Raw genomic sequence first — 14,912 nt, 5'->3', positions numbered from 1 at the left:
ATAAGTAGATAAGTAGATAAGTAGATAAGTAGATAAGTAGATAAGTAGATAAGTAGATAAGTATATAATTTATAGATATATAGTAATCCGCGCATAGGTTGCGAACAAAACATCTGGTAAAAATGCAACAGCTAATCTGGCAACAGGCAACAGAGGTAATGGTTTTAAAGTTTTTATCTATTTTTGACAAATGATTTAGGGTTGCTATAGTTATTTTAAATAAGAATGGAATAGAGAAAATTTTATCAGCCCTTTAAATCAAGTGTTAAAGCCTAAGCAAGTATTCCAGACTTAATTAAAAATTCTATAAATATAAATATTTAGTGGTATGGCAAGCGTTGCTCAACTTTTTGAGGTAAAGTTTATTTTTATTGTTTTCTTTTCCCACCTGTATCCCTGTTCTCTAAAATATAAAATTTCTTATCTAACTCACAGTTAAGAATTACTATAGTTAGTTAGTACCATTCAGGATACATCAGAAGATTTTAAAGATTTAATTTGACTGTGTAACTAGGTTAACATTGAGTAGATTTATGGTTAAATGAAAAAAGTATTAGGTAAATTTGACTGGTAATCCCTACTTTAGATGGTTAAAAGTTTTTGGACTAACACTAACCTAGAATTTGGAGGCTTGCAGATTTGGTAAAAATTTCCATAATAGCTAGCGATCTATCTAGCAGTGGAGCAGGTAGATGGGGAGGAGCAGTCCGTCCTTTTTTATTGTCTCAAGCTCTAAAAAAGATTGGATGCGATGTAGAAATATTAGGCTTTGTCGATCCAAATTCTCCTATAAATATTAGTCAGGCTGAACTATCAATTATCCCTATTGTTAGCAAGAAATATTATCCGGGATTTTTACTTTCTGCTAAAGAGCTATTAGACAAAATTAGTGGAGATATTATTTATGCTTATAAACTTAAACCTAGTAGTCTGGGTTTAGCCTTAATCAAAAAAATGCAGGCCAGTCGCCCAGTATTTTTGGATATTGATGATTGGGAGCTAAGTTGGCATGGAGGAGATAATTGGAAATATCGTCCCAGTATTAAACAATTAGCTAGAGATATTTTGAAGTCAGAAGGAGCTTTACGACAACCAGATCATCCCTTCTATTTAAAATGGATCGAAAGTTTGGTCTCAAAAGCAGATCAGGTGACTCTACACAATCAATTTCTCAAAAAACGCTTTGGTGGTATTTATCTACCAAATGGCAAAGATACAAATTTATTTGACCCAAATAAGTATGATCCAGAGGTAAGTAGAACTCGTTATGGCTTGAGTGATTATAGAATATTAATGTTTCCAGGAGCGCCTCGACCTTATAAAGGAGTGGAGGATGTTTTAATAGCTTTAGACAAACTCAATCAGCCAGATTTAAGATTGGTAATTGTGGGTGGTAGTCCTTATGATGATTATGACCGTCAATTAAAAGAAAAATGGGGACGTTGGATAATTCAAATGGCAAAATATCCACCTACAGTTATGCCAGAAATTGTAGCTGCTGCTCATATAATAGTGGTTCCTCAAAGAGATACTCCAGAAGCAAAGGCACAATTTCCATTAAAATTAACTGATGGAATGGCAATGGCTAAACCAATTATAGCAACAAAAGTGGGTGATATTCCTGAAATTGTAGGAGATACTGGTTATTTGGTCGAACCTAGTTCTCCCGAACAAATAGCAACACAAATTGAATTAATATTTAATGATTTTACATTAGCAAATAGCCAAGGAATTAAGGCTAGAGAAAGATGTATTAAATACTATAGTATCGATGCTATGGCTACTATTCTATCAGACTTAATCAAAATTTAGCGAGTAGGTATTAAAAGTCGTAATAATTCAGAGAGTCTAACTTAGAGACAAGGAAAATATCAATGTCTGGAAAAGAATTTATCTTAAATTTTATCCTTCGTAAGCCTTTCAATTTTCAAATTATTGGAAACATTATATTAGGATTTACTAGCGGAATATTTAATGGAGTTAATACAGCTCTAATAGTACCTATACTATTGCAAATTTCGGGGCAAGAAATTGAGCTGAAAGGTTCTCCGCCGATAATTAAATTTTTACTATCTCCTTTTGACGGAGTTCCAGAAAAGTATCGCCTTGTAGTAATGCTTTTAGCGGTTATATTAACTATTGTTCTAAAAAATTTAACGGCGTATTTAAGAAGTTTGTTGACAGTAGCCTTTAATCGTAGTTTGGCAAATACTATTAAATCAGAAATGTTCCAAACATTAATGGACAGCGATTTAGACTTCTTCACGAAAGTAAAAGTAGGGGATATAACAAAGCGTTTAGGCTCAGATACAGCTCAAAGCATGCAAACTATTAATGCTTATGTGAATTTAATAACTCAATTAATAACAGTTTCCTTATTTGTCAGCTTACTAATTTCTATTTCTTGGCAACTTACTTTGATTTCTTCTCTATTGGTAGGTTTAATAGCAGCAATTAATCAGCTATTTATTCGTCAGTCAAAGAAATTGGGAAATGTTTTAAATCAGGAACAAAAAAATTATGCCATTAAGGTAATTGAGACTCTAAGCGGTATTCGGTTAATTAAATCAGTAAGTAGTGAAAATAGAGAATATAAACAGTTAAGAAAATTAATGCTTTCCTTAGAGAACACAGCACTGAAAGAAAAAATGAATTCAGCGTTAATAGCTCCAGTAAATGAAGTGACAAGCATGATCACGGTAATCGGTATTCTATTATTAGGTAGATATTTATTTGCCGATCAAATTGCAAATGTTTCTGCTATCCTACTTACCTATCTTTTAGTTCTATTTCGTTTACTACCTATTGTATCGCAAATTAATAACAGTCGCAATCAAATTGCCAAAGGTGCCGCTAGTTTTGATATGGCTGTAGACTTATGGAGAAGAGATAATAAACCAATTATGAAACCTGGTTCCATACCTTTTCAAAAGGTGAGGAGAAAAATTCATTTTAAGAAAATTTCCTTCTCTTACCCAGGTAATGATAATTTGGTTCTCAAAAATGTTGATATATCTGTGCCTAGAGGTAAAACTTTAGCATTAGTGGGAGGTTCAGGAGCAGGTAAGTCAACATTTGCTGACTTACTACCAAGATTTTATGACCCTATTTCTGGTTCCATTACTATAGATGGTATTGACTTGCGCGAGTTTGATATTACCACTCTTAGAAGGAAAACTGGTATTGTTAGTCAAACAACTCATTTGTTTAACGATACGGTAAAAAATAATATTATCTATGCTCGTCCTGATGCCACAGAGAATGAAATTATTGAAGCAGCTAAACAAGCTAATGCTTATGATTTTATTATGGACTTGCCTAAGCAATGGGAGACAGAGATAGGCGATCGCGGTGTCATGCTTTCGGGAGGCCAACGACAAAGATTGGCCATTGCTAGGGCGCTATTGCAAGATCCAGAAATATTAATCTTAGATGAGGCCACCAGTGCCCTTGATACTGTTTCTGAGCGTTTAGTGCAGGAGGCCATTGATAAATTAAGTCGCGATCGCACAGTTTTAGTTATTGCTCACCGTCTCTCAACAATTCAAAATGCCGATCAAATAGCTGTCTTAGACCGTGGAAAGTTAGTTGAAATGGGCAGTCATTTAGAACTTTTAGAAAAACCAGATGGTTACTATCATCGTCTCTATTCTATACAGTTTGGCGACCCATCTGAAGCTGATAAATATATTGACCAGCAAGTTTTAGCTAAGGCATCTTATGAAGCTCGTGGTTTTCTCAACAAAATTATTGGTTCTTTAACATTACTAAGTGATGAGATAGTTGATACACCTGAAGAAAAAATAGAACTTACTGAGGAAGCTTTTAAGTCATCAATTTCTCTTTTAAGAACCTTAGAGATATTTGAAAATCAAATGGCAAATCATAAGAAATCAGAAGTCAGAAGTCAGAAGCTATAACTTAGAAGTTCTATCAAATTTATGGGTGCTACTTTGAGGTTTTCTAGTTATCTTAACTCTCTATTTTTACTGAAAAACTAAGTTATGAAGCCTCTCCATTCATGGATAAAAAAGAGAAAATTTCTTTTAACCTAATCTTTAAACCCTAATTAGGGCTTGCTGATTAAATATAAAAGCCTTGACAGATAAAGCTAAGTGCCTTTTTAGGTCTGGAAAAAGTACGAACTTTTAGGTCAAAAAGGTTCAAAAATTTAGGATTTTTGCTCAATATTTAGAGAAAAATCACTCTTACTATTCTTCCGACTACATCCTCTAAATTCCCCATTTATCCTGACTTATGACTCCTGATGACTGACTCTTACCACTACTAAAAGACTTTTTCAGCAAACGCTAATTATTAATTGTTAATTATTAATTATTGAATACTCCCTACTTCCTTTTTCTAATATCCATTCCTCCAAAATGGGGTTCACTAATTCTGGTGCTTCATCTTGAGGACAATGACCAACTCCAGGCAAAGGAATAAATTTTTCTACAGTTTTAAACTTGGCAAATTCCTTTCCCAATTCAATATCTTCCCAGGGGTCTTCCTCTCCCCATAAAATTATGGCTGAACAGGGTAATATAGGTAATAAATCTTCCGCTAAAGGTCCTTGAGAATAACCAGTAAAAGCTACAAAAACGTCTACTGCTCCCTCATCTTTTGCAGGTTTCAATAATATATCGATTAATTCATCTGTTACTGCTTCAGAACGTTTATATGCCTCCAACAATACTCGCTTAACTGTTTTCTTTGTTGCCAACTGGTTAAAAAATAACTGACTTATCCACTTGACTTTTAGCAACTTTTGTACTAATGATGCTCCTTGACTACGATACCAAGGAAGAGTAGACTTTTTCCTTTCATGCAGAAGTCTCAAAGAACAATTGATAATTCCTACCCCTAAAATAAGATTGGGATTATCAACTGCTGTCTGCATTGCGACTATACAACCAATAGAATTTCCCACTAGAAAAGCAGGGACACCAACTATTTCTCTACAAAAATCACTAATTTGTTGACTCCAGGTTTCAAATGTGTAGGTAACATCTTTGCTTGGGATAGGTTTAGCTGAACCACCAAAACCTAGTAAGTCGATAGCATAACAGCGACAACTGGCAGCTAATACAGGAATATTTTTACGCCAATGTCCCCAAGAAGCTCCAAAACCATGTATTAATATCACAGGAGGGCCCTGTTCTCCTTGACTTTGGTAGCATATTGGCCAGCCTTGCCATGTCCAAGTTTTTGTGGTAGTCATTTCTATAGATAGTATTTCTAAGGAATTTAATTATTTTACCTATATGAATTGAAAAAAAGTTTGGGACAAATAAGTTTTAGGTAGTAGTTAAATCGTATCAGTTACCATCATCAGGTGAATCCTGTTTTGAATAGTCATAACTTATCTATTGATTGTTATTAGCAACATTATTTGATGAATTTGGTATAAATTATTTGGGTGCATCTCAATTTTGAAGAAAGGGAAAAATTTTTCGCTTTTAGGGAAAAGGAAAAAAGTATTTTTGCAAATTATGAGATGCACCCAATTATTGATGATTTTAACTTTATCTTTCAGAGATATTTTGTTGACAAAATATTAAGGTTTAAACAGAAGCTGTCACGCATTTAAGTTAGTTATTTAGATAAAGCAACAGGCAGCAGGAACAAGATAAAGTCTTGAGTTTCAGTTTGGTAATTATCAAATATATCGTTGAAATTATGAAGATGTTAAGTAGTTGTGCTTTTAGGAATTTCCTAGTTGAGAAAGGGAACAGGGAATAGGGAAAAAGAATTGATAATTTATGGATAATATTGGAAATATATAATAAAATGTGTAATTAATTTTGTATCAGCACTTAGTTATGAATTTATATGCCTAGCTAATAGAAAAGCTAGAAATTAGGAGAGTTATTGTCTACAGAAGATTAGCTATATTTTAGTCAATATTTGATGAAGATTTGGATAATAGTTTTGTATTTTTTATCACTTTCTCAGGGTAGGGTGTAATAAATTTATTTTTTGTTATTTGTTATTTACAGATGATTTGGTTAAGTATTTTTAAAATATATCTATGAGGAGGAAAAACTGATAGTTAATAGAATTATATATTTAATGCTTAAGTCCAGATATGTATACAGATTAGGTACAATCAACTTATATGATTAAACATTAGCATTTAACATTTATAATAATCAGATAAGTTTTCTCAGTTTTTAGCTCGATCTTAGAAAATTAATAAAAAATGTCAGTAATTTATCCTACATCACTTCTACCATTTATTGGTTCAGAAATTGAGCCAGATTACACTACTGCTAAAGTAGCAATTGTACCAATTCCTTATGAAGCAACTACTACTTATAGAAGAGGTTGTGTTAATGGTCCGGCAGTATTATTAGATGCGTCTCAACAGTTAGAATGTTATGACGAAGAATTAGATAGAGAAACAGGTTTGGAAGTTGGTATCTATACCCACGAAGCTATAGCAGATACTCGTAATGGAAAAAAAATCTCTCCATTAGATATGTTAAAAGTTACCCAAGAAACAGTAGAAAAGTTAGTGAATGATGGAAAGTTTGTAATTGGTATAGGTGGAGAACATAGCATTACAAATGGAATAGTTAAAGCTTATAAAAAAATATATTTTGATGAACCTTTTACTGTGATTCAAATAGATGCTCATGGGGATTTGCGATCTGAATATGAAGGTTCAATATATAATCATGCCTGCGTCATGCGCAGGATATTTGAAATGGGATTACCTACAGTACAAATTGGTATTCGAGCAATTTGTAAAGAAGAGGCAGATTTAATCAAGGAGAAAAATTTAACCGTTTTTAGAGCAAGAGAAATAGCTATTCAATCAGATTGGATGGAAAAAGCAATAGTTAGTATTCAGACTAAAAGAGTATTTTTAACAATAGATTTAGATGGAATTGACCCAACATTAATTCCCGGAGTTGGTACCCCAGAACCAGGAGGATTAAATTGGTATTCTTTAACTGTATTTTTGCGGAGAGTTTTTGAATTACATGAAGTAGTAGGTTGTGACATTATGGAGTTAGCTCCAATTACTGATTCAGTAGTATCTGAGTTTACGGCAGCGAAATTAGTATATAAGCTTATTGGTTATCAAGCATTAGCTCAAGGTTGGTAAAAATATGAGATATTATAGTAATGATTCACCTATTAGGTGATGAATAGTTGGTACGCTACACTAAACAGTTTTTGAATAAAACAGGTAAGCATTTGCTTAATGTGAATTACTATTTGGCTGATGGCTGAGTGCTAACTGCCGAATACTCACATATTATAGAAAAATATTTGTTTTAAGTAAGGTGATTTTTTGAGAGGGAATAGAAATATGAGTTTGACTGATATGAATGGAACCAAAATTGATAATTATGCTCCAGATTTTGAATTGCCAGGAGCAGATGATGAGGTTCATAATTTAGCTAAATATTTAGAAAATTATCAAGTAGTTTGTGCGATTTTTTTGAGTAATGAATGCCCAGCAGTAAATTATTATATTTACAGGATTAAACAACTACAAAAAGACTTTCAAGAACAAGGAGTAATAATAATTGGTATGAATGCTAATGATGCAATAATTTCTCCACAAGATAGCTTTGAAAAAATGAAAGAATTTGCTACTAATAATGAACTGAATTTTCCATATATTCGGGATGTAACTCAAGATGTGGCAATTAGTTTTGGTGCTGAGAAAACTCCCCAGGCTTTTTTATTAGATCGAGAAGGAAAGTTAAGATATTGTGGCTTAATAGACGATAATGTTAATTAGCCAGAAGTAGTAGAAGTTGCTTATTTACGTCAGGCGATCTCCCAAATTATGGAAGCTAAAATAGTAACTCCATCTACTACACAAGCTCTTGGTTGCTCAATTAAATGGCGCTATAAATTATGATTCAAAATTTATATGGTTGGATTGAATCAACAAAATAAAGCGTCGATCATCCTTTATCAGGTAAAGTTGTTTTTCTTCTTTTATGTTCCCTGTTAAGGTGTTCCCTAGAACCTATAATTTTTCACGGAAAAATAAAGGTATCAAGCCTTCTATTTTAAGAGAAAAAAAGTTCTCTAGTATTTCCTTATATTCAATTCCATTATGGTTTTAACCAACCTGGTAATTATCCATTATCAATTAATGAACTCAGCAGTATGATAATTGCTAAATCATCAGATAAAATTAGTTACACAAAATTCAATCTGAATCCCCTATCCAGTTACAGCAGTTTCCCATATATTGACAGTTAAGAATGGGCGAGTTTAGAAGTTATCCCCGTTATGACTACTACGAAGTTTACCGGAGCAGACCCTCAATACTTCTATCCAATACTTATAAAACACTTTCGCAAAGACTGCTCCGAAAAAAAATCATAAACAACTGAAGAAATACCACTTTCTCAATTTTTATCCTCTAATTCCCAAGAATAAAATAGTCGAAAAAAGTAACTCAACTGGTATCGTATTGTGGAAGCAACTTTAGTTGAGAAAATACTCACAGCATGGGGACAGTTTATCAACGGGTTTTGCTCAAGTTGAGTGGCGAAGCCTTGATGGGGAGTCTGGGCTATGGCATTGACCCAGCAGTAGTCCAAGGAATTGCTCAGGAAGTGGCCGAAGTAGTGGCCACAGGAATCCAAATGGCAATTGTAGTTGGAGGCGGTAATATTTTTAGAGGTGTGAAAGCAGCTTCTAAGGGAATGGATAGGGCAACAGCAGATTATGTTGGTATGATTGCCACTGTGATGAATGCTATTACCTTACAGGATGCCCTGGAACAAGCAGGAGTACCAACAAGAGTCCAAACAGCGATCGCTATGCAGGAAGTGGCCGAGCCTTATATTCGTCGCCGAGCTATTCGTCATCTAGAAAAAGGGCGAGTAGTAGTTTTTGGTGCGGGTTCTGGTAATCCATTTTTTACCACTGATACTACTGCTGCTTTGAGAGCGGCAGAAATTGAGTCAGACGTGATTTTTAAGGCCACTAAAGTTGATGGGGTTTATGATTCTGACCCACATAAGAATCCAGAGGCCAAACTATATAAGTCCCTGACTTACGGGGAAGTCTTAACTCAAGACTTACGGGTAATGGATAGTACGGCGATCGCTCTTTGTAAAGAAAATAATATCCCGATTATTGTATTTAACCTTTCAGTTTCGGGTAATATCTGTAAAGCTGTTATGGGAGAAAAAATTGGAACTATTGTAGGAGGTTTTGATGAATCTAGAAGAAGCTGAAGATAAGATGCAAAAAGCAGTTGAAGCGACTAAAAATTCTTTCAATACTGTTAGAACTGGAAGAGCTAATGCTTCTCTTTTAGACAGAGTAATGGTAGACTATTATGGAGCTCCGACTCCACTCAAATCTATGGCAAATATTGGGACTCCAGATGCTAGTACAATTACTATTCAACCTTTTGATAAAAGTAGTCTCAGCTTAATTGAAAAAGCAATTAATATGTCAGATGTTGGTTTAACTCCCAACAATGACGGATCTATTGTTAGGTTAAATATTCCTCCACTAACAACTGAACGTCGCCAGGAAATGGTTAAGTTAACAGCAAAACTTGCTGAAGAGGGGAAAGTTTCTGTCCGGAATATTCGTCGTGATGCCGTAGATTCAGTTCGTAAACAAGAAAAAAAGAGCGATCTTTCTAAAGATGAATCACGAGATTTACAAGACAAAATTCAAAAGAAGACAGATAAATACATCGCCAAAATAGATGAGTTATTAGCTGCTAAAGAGAAGGATATTAGGACGGTTTAAAAAATTCTTGAACATACAGATAAACAAAAGTCAAAAGTAAAAAAGTAAAAAATTAAAAGTTCAAACACCTCTAGATCGACAAGGTATTCAAAATCAAGTATCTTAGAGAATAATAGGTAAGGTGGGAACTCTGTGACTTTTGCAGGGGGAGGTTTTATAGATGGTTTAAGCAAGTCAATAACTTATCTATATAAACTTCCCCTACTCAATAGGTATTTTCCCATTCTCACAAATCATAAAAAATCTCACTATTAAAGTTAGAAGAAATGTTTGATTGTATAATCGTAGGAGCAGGTCCAGCAGGAGGTACAGCAGCTTATCATTTGGCTAAGAAAGGACGTTCTGTTTTAGTCATAGAAAAAGAATCTTTACCTAGAGTTAAAGCTTGTGGTGGTGGGGTCTCTCCAGCGATCGCTCAATGGTTTGACTTTGATTTAAGTCCGGCAATTTCTCTGAAAGTCAAAAAAATTCGTTATACATGGAAATTAGAAGACCCTGTAGAAGCAGATTTACCTGTTCCTATGTGGATGGTAAAACGGGATGTTTTCGATCATTTTCTGATCCAAAAAGCTACAGAACAAGGTGCAGAATTAAGAGACAAAACAGAAGTTACAGGGATTGAATTTAAAAGTGATCATTGGGAAGTTAAAACAAATACGGAACCTGTTACTGGTCGTTATTTAATTGCTGCCGATGGAGCTAAAGGCCCAATGGCTAAATGGTTGGGTTTTAAAGAATCTAAAAAACGCCAAAGTATAGTTTTTGAAGCACCATTAAATGACTCTAATCAAAAAGCTAGCTTTGAATTTGGTTCAGTTAAAAATGGAAATATTTGGGGTTTTCCTAAAGCTGATTCCTATTCAATTAGTATTGCTACTTTTAGAGGTGGGGAACCCAAAAATATCTCTAAAGATTTGATAGAATATGCTCAACAAATTGGTGCAAATGTAAGTCAAGATGGATTATTAGAGGGAGCTATTTCTCTATGGGATGGAGATAAAAATCTTCACACTCAAAATGCTGTATTGGCAGGAGAAGCAGCAAGTTTATCAGACCCTTTATCAGCCGAAGGTATTCGCCCTTCAATTTTTAGTGGTGTAAAAGCTGCTGAAGCTATAGATGAAGCATTGGGAGGCAATGGGGATGCTCTGAAAAAATATACTCAGATAATCAATGAGGAATGGGGTGCAGATATGGTTTGGGCGGGTCGTTTAGCCGGAGCATTTTATCGTTTTCCTAAAGTAGCTTATAAAGTGGGGGTTAAGTTACCAGCAGCTACCACAGTAATGAGTAAAATTCTCTGTGGAGAATTGCGTTATGCGGATATTGCTAGTCAAGCAATTAAAAAGCTCAGTAGTAGTTTTTTACCAGGCAGGGGTTAAGTAAAAGTCAAAATTCAAAAGTCAAAATTCAAAAGTTAAGCCGAAGTCAGAAGTCAGAAGTCAGAAGTTAAGTAGTGGGCCGTTTCAACTAAAATAGTGCATTAGATTTGTCATTGCGAACGACAGTGAAGCAATCTCCAGACACTTTTCTATTGCAACATTTAAGATGAAACAATCCAGTAGGGTGCGTTAGACGGCTAAAATTTAGACTGTGAAAAGCATTTAACAATCCGTCGTAACGCACCATTTTTTAGATGTGTCAGTACACTAGCTTGATTATATCTAGTCTACTAGGTCATAGTAGACCCAGAAAAATTAAGAAACTCAAATAATTCTTTGAAAAGGAATACAATATGGCATTTCACAAACTGAAATTGAATCAGGTTTTTGGAATTTCACGCCTATGTTCCTAAACATACCTATGTTGATAGAAATAATCTCGATCAAAAATTTAGATATTTGCTTGATTCTGGAAGCCACCTAGTTATTCATGGCGCTTCAAAGCAATGTAAAACAGTGCTAAGAAGAAAAAATTTACCAGATGGAAAATGTATTAAAGTTCAATGTACTAACAGAACAGATATTAGTCATATATATTCTGAAATTATCAGGCAAGCAAAAGTTAACGTACCAACTGAAGTAACAAATAAAATTTCTGGTTCTGCGGGCGCAAAAGCTATGGGTTTAGGATTTCAGATAAATGGGGGCGTAAATGGTGGCAAAGAAGAGAAATACAAATTTCCAGGTTTTAGTTTAGATAACATAAATTACATTGCTGAAGTAATCCAAAAAAACAACAAAAAAGTAGTAATTGAAGACTTTCACTACTTATCAAAGGAAGTAAAGGAAAAATTATCATTTGACTTGAAAGTGTTTTGGGATTGCTCTGTTTCTTTTATTATTATGGGAGTCTGGTCAGAGGATAATATTTTATCTTACTACAATGGAGATTTAAGTGGTCGTATTGAAGAAATAGATGTTCGATGGAAAAACGAAGAACTCGAAAAAGTTCTGGAAATGGGAGAAAGAAAATTACAAATTTCCTTTAGCGATAATATAAAAAAATCTATCCTAGATGATTCTAATGGAAATGTCGGTTTATTGCAGCTTATTGCAGGAAAAGTTTGTTTAGCATCAGGTATTACAGATAACAATTCTAGAAGCAATGGTACTATTATTAACTTTAACTCTCTGGAAAATTGTCGTTTACAAATATGTAAAGACCTCCTTAAAAGGTATAGTTTATTTACTGAGAAATTTAGTAGAGGATTTAAGAGTGAAGCTACTCAACCGATTTATGAGAATTTACTGCGTATCTGCATGGAAGCAAGTGATGAAGAGCTACGGTCGGGTATACACAAAGACATTATTAAGGAGCGCCTCAAACATCTAGATATAGAAGTAAACTCTCCATTGAGCGATTATCTTAAAAGAATAGATAATCTACAGTCACTAAGTCAAATTTATCCTATTGTTCTCTCGTATAACAAAGATTCTGAAAAGGTTCAGTTAGTAGATTACGAGCTTTTATTTTTTCGTAAATATATTGGAAAAGATAACTTACCTTAGCCGTGGTTACGACAAGATTAGCCTCAAGTTTATAACCTCTTTTTTGATATTATTTATAATCATTTTAAGGGGATGAAAAAAATAAACCTTATACCAATTTCATAAAATATTGCTACAGGCACAACATAGGGAACAGGCAACAGGGAATAGGGAATAGGGAAAGAACAACATAATAAAAAAAGAGTAAAAAAGGTTTTATTTTTACAATTTATGGAATTTACAATTTTTTATTGTAGGAATAAATCCCAAATTAAGATGTAACTGCCTTTTTTTAATTTGGTATTACTATTTCTAGAAGCACTGATAACTGAAATGACCTAAAATGCTAACCTTAATAAGGAAGGAAGTAAAGAACCTATAGCGTGTACAAATTGATTGGGTTTTTCTGGTTCTGGAGGATTCAAACGTAGGTCAATAATTTCCACCAAATATTCTGATAATTCTTCACCTTCTTTACTACCTTTAGATACAAAAATATCCCGAGATTTTTCAGCATCTGCAAGAGCCGCATCAAGATTTCCGAGGTCGGCAAGAGCCATACTTCTAGCAAAATAAGCAGCAGCTAAATCAGATTTTAAACTAATAGCTTGGTTATAATATTTAACAGCATCTTTATAATGTCCTGCCTTTGCTTCTGCAACTCCTAACCGATAAAAATCTTCAGCTTCACCAACATTAGATGGCATTCCCACAACACCTAATAAAAAAGCATTTCTGAGGTCAACACCTGTTAAATTTGCACCTGTTAAATAAGCATTTCTTAAGTCTGTACCAGCCAAATTTGCACCAGATAAATTTGCACCAGTTAAGTTAGCACCAAATAAACTTGTACCAGCTAAATTTGCCCCAGATAAATTTGCCCCTGTTAAATTTGCCCGACTGAGATTAGCTCCGCTCAAGTTAGCTCCTTCTAGATTAGCACCTTGAAGATTTGCCAAGACTAAACCAACACCAGTTAATTCGCAATTAGGACATTGTTTGCTAGATAATAATTTTTGTGTATGTTGAATATTCTCAGCAATGGCTGGATGATTAGGAAAAACTGCGCTAAAAACTAAGACAGCAGAAAGGATTTTGAGTCTCATTTTTTAAATCTTTAAAAAGTAGCATATTTTGGTGCTATGTTAACACCAAATTGATAAATCTAAGCATAGATATGGAAGGTTATTTCACTCATCAGTTATCAGTACCGACTGCTGAAGCTAGAGGCTTGAAATACTCAAGTTTACTATTTTTTGGTTAAGAAGCCGGGTTTCTCAGGGGAAGTATAAAAGTCTCACGGAACAAGAAACCCGGTTTCTAGTTTCTAGATTAAGTTGGGATAGCTCTGCTAAATTCTTCATAACTTGTACCATCTGGCATAATTGTTGCTTGGAGAGCTGCTCCAGCCAAATTAATATCAGAAATATTAGCACCCAAAAGACTCGCTCCATTTAAATCAGCAGCACTTAAAATAGCCTCTGTTAAATCTGCTCTCATTAAATTTGCGCCAATTAAATCTACTCCTGCCATATCTGCTCTGGTGAGGTTAGCACCAATTAAGTCAGCTTCATTAAGAATAGCTCTTCGGAAATTAACACCATATAGGTTAGCTCCATGTAAATCTGTTTCATAGAGGATAGCTCTTGAGAGGTCAGCATCTATCATATTAACTTGGCTAAAATTAGCACGACTTAGGTCTGCTCTGGTTAGTTTTGCTCCTGTTAAATCAGCTATGTTAAGTTTAGCTCCTACTAGAAGGGCACCTGACAAATTTGCTTCACTTAAATCAGCTCCAATTAGATTCGCTCCACTAAGATTGGCTTTGGCCAGGTTTACTCGACTAAGATTGGCCCGACTCAGGTTTGCACCTGTGAAGTCAGCTTCAAAAAAATTAGCGCCTTCTAAGTTAGCTTCTAGCAAATGTACTTCATGTAAGTATAGGCCACTGAAATTTCTTTCTCCTCTTGCATATTGCCTTAATAATTCGTCTATTTTCATTATTTGGTTAATCATAAATTTTCTTTGAAATATACTCGCAGCAGAATTGATAAACAGGATTTTATTTTGTTGATTTTGTCACTCAAATTTATCCTGCCTCATTATTTTTATACGGGTATTCAAAGATTAATTCAGAAGAGTGCATCTAAATTTTGAAGAAAGCCAAAAATTGATCGCTTTTAGGGAATAGGGAATAGGGAATAGGGAATAGGGAATAGGGAATAGGGAATAGGG

The 14,912-nt window shown here is 34.3% G+C and carries 11 protein-coding genes; 8 read left to right on the top strand and 3 right to left on the bottom strand.

The genetic code is table 11. From position 1 onward, the window contains the following. Window positions 1-639: 639 nt before the first annotated feature. On the top strand, window positions 640-1,812 hold the full coding sequence (locus ACP6PK_RS29720) for a glycosyltransferase family 4 protein (protein WP_426565125.1): 1,173 nt from the start codon (window positions 640-642) through the stop codon (window positions 1,810-1,812). A 62-nt stretch (window positions 1,813-1,874) separates the two neighbouring features. Then, a complete protein-coding gene (locus ACP6PK_RS29715; RefSeq protein ID WP_426565123.1) occupies window positions 1,875-3,920 on the top strand; it encodes an ABC transporter ATP-binding protein in 2,046 nt (681 codons plus the stop codon). Between the two features lie 404 nt (window positions 3,921-4,324). Here the strand turns inward: ACP6PK_RS29715 and ACP6PK_RS29710 are convergent, their stop codons facing one another. After that, complete coding sequence (locus ACP6PK_RS29710) at window positions 4,325-5,221, bottom strand: alpha/beta fold hydrolase (RefSeq protein ID WP_426565121.1); 897 nt, start codon at window positions 5,219-5,221, stop codon at window positions 4,325-4,327. Window positions 5,222-6,202: 981 nt separating this feature from the next. Between ACP6PK_RS29710 and speB the strand changes: the two genes are divergently transcribed. The 6 genes from speB to ACP6PK_RS29680 all read left to right on the top strand — a co-directional run bounded on the left by speB (window position 6,203) and on the right by ACP6PK_RS29680 (window position 12,698). Beyond that, window positions 6,203-7,114: an agmatinase gene (gene speB, locus ACP6PK_RS29705; protein ID WP_426565119.1), complete on the top strand. Its 912-nt coding sequence runs from the start codon at window positions 6,203-6,205 to the stop codon at window positions 7,112-7,114. Between the two features lie 207 nt (window positions 7,115-7,321). Beyond that, entirely contained in the window at window positions 7,322-7,759 is a 438-nt protein-coding gene (locus tag ACP6PK_RS29700; RefSeq protein WP_426565117.1) for a redoxin domain-containing protein, read from the top strand. A 724-nt stretch (window positions 7,760-8,483) separates the two neighbouring features. Beyond that, window positions 8,484-9,218: a UMP kinase gene (gene pyrH / locus ACP6PK_RS29695; protein WP_426565115.1), complete on the top strand. Its 735-nt coding sequence runs from the start codon at window positions 8,484-8,486 to the stop codon at window positions 9,216-9,218. Then, window positions 9,199-9,747, top strand: a complete 549-nt coding sequence (frr, locus tag ACP6PK_RS29690; protein ID WP_094675955.1) for a ribosome recycling factor — start codon at window positions 9,199-9,201, stop codon at window positions 9,745-9,747. The genes pyrH and frr overlap by 20 nt, the downstream gene beginning before the upstream one ends. A 266-nt stretch (window positions 9,748-10,013) precedes the next feature. Further along, window positions 10,014-11,129, top strand: coding sequence for a geranylgeranyl reductase family protein (locus tag ACP6PK_RS29685; RefSeq protein WP_426565113.1), 1,116 nt, complete (start codon window positions 10,014-10,016; stop codon window positions 11,127-11,129). A gap of 387 nt (window positions 11,130-11,516) precedes the next feature. Then, window positions 11,517-12,698 carry a hypothetical protein gene (locus ACP6PK_RS29680; RefSeq protein ID WP_426565111.1) on the top strand — a complete coding sequence of 394 codons (1,182 nt, stop codon included), beginning with the start codon at window positions 11,517-11,519 and terminating at the stop codon, window positions 12,696-12,698. Between the two features lie 317 nt (window positions 12,699-13,015). Here ACP6PK_RS29680 and ACP6PK_RS29675 read toward each other — a convergent pair whose 3' ends face one another. Beyond that, window positions 13,016-13,783, bottom strand: coding sequence for a pentapeptide repeat-containing protein (locus ACP6PK_RS29675; protein ID WP_426565109.1), 768 nt, complete (start codon window positions 13,781-13,783; stop codon window positions 13,016-13,018). A gap of 226 nt (window positions 13,784-14,009) precedes the next feature. Continuing rightward, the gene (locus tag ACP6PK_RS29670) at window positions 14,010-14,693 is read right to left on the bottom strand and encodes a pentapeptide repeat-containing protein (protein WP_246844446.1); all 684 of its coding nucleotides are present in this window, start codon (window positions 14,691-14,693) and stop codon (window positions 14,010-14,012) included. Window positions 14,694-14,912: the final 219 nt, after the last annotated feature.

It is taken from the genome of Dapis hubbardiae BLCC-M172 (assembly GCF_050016015.1).
Classification (GTDB): Bacteria; Cyanobacteriota; Cyanobacteriia; order Cyanobacteriales; family Microcoleaceae; genus Trichodesmium.
Note: the sequence above shows the minus strand (reverse complement) of the source record. Positions and strands in the feature narration are given on the sequence as shown.

What these genes read in the sequence shown, in the direction of transcription:
- ACP6PK_RS29710 (WP_426565121.1), bottom strand. Translation starts at nt 5,221, where the DNA reads ATGACTACCACAAAAACTTGGACATGGCAAGGCTGGCCAATATGCTAC.
- speB (WP_426565119.1), top strand. Translation starts at nt 6,203, where the DNA reads ATGTCAGTAATTTATCCTACATCACTTCTACCATTTATTGGTTCAGAA.
- ACP6PK_RS29685 (WP_426565113.1), top strand. Translation starts at nt 10,014, where the DNA reads ATGTTTGATTGTATAATCGTAGGAGCAGGTCCAGCAGGAGGTACAGCA.
- pyrH (WP_426565115.1), top strand. Translation starts at nt 8,484, where the DNA reads ATGGGGACAGTTTATCAACGGGTTTTGCTCAAGTTGAGTGGCGAAGCC.
- ACP6PK_RS29675 (WP_426565109.1), bottom strand. Translation starts at nt 13,783, where the DNA reads ATGAGACTCAAAATCCTTTCTGCTGTCTTAGTTTTTAGCGCAGTTTTT.
- frr (WP_094675955.1), top strand. Translation starts at nt 9,199, where the DNA reads ATGAATCTAGAAGAAGCTGAAGATAAGATGCAAAAAGCAGTTGAAGCG.
- ACP6PK_RS29715 (WP_426565123.1), top strand. Translation starts at nt 1,875, where the DNA reads ATGTCTGGAAAAGAATTTATCTTAAATTTTATCCTTCGTAAGCCTTTC.
- ACP6PK_RS29670 (WP_246844446.1), bottom strand. Translation starts at nt 14,693, where the DNA reads ATGATTAACCAAATAATGAAAATAGACGAATTATTAAGGCAATATGCA.
- ACP6PK_RS29700 (WP_426565117.1), top strand. Translation starts at nt 7,322, where the DNA reads ATGAGTTTGACTGATATGAATGGAACCAAAATTGATAATTATGCTCCA.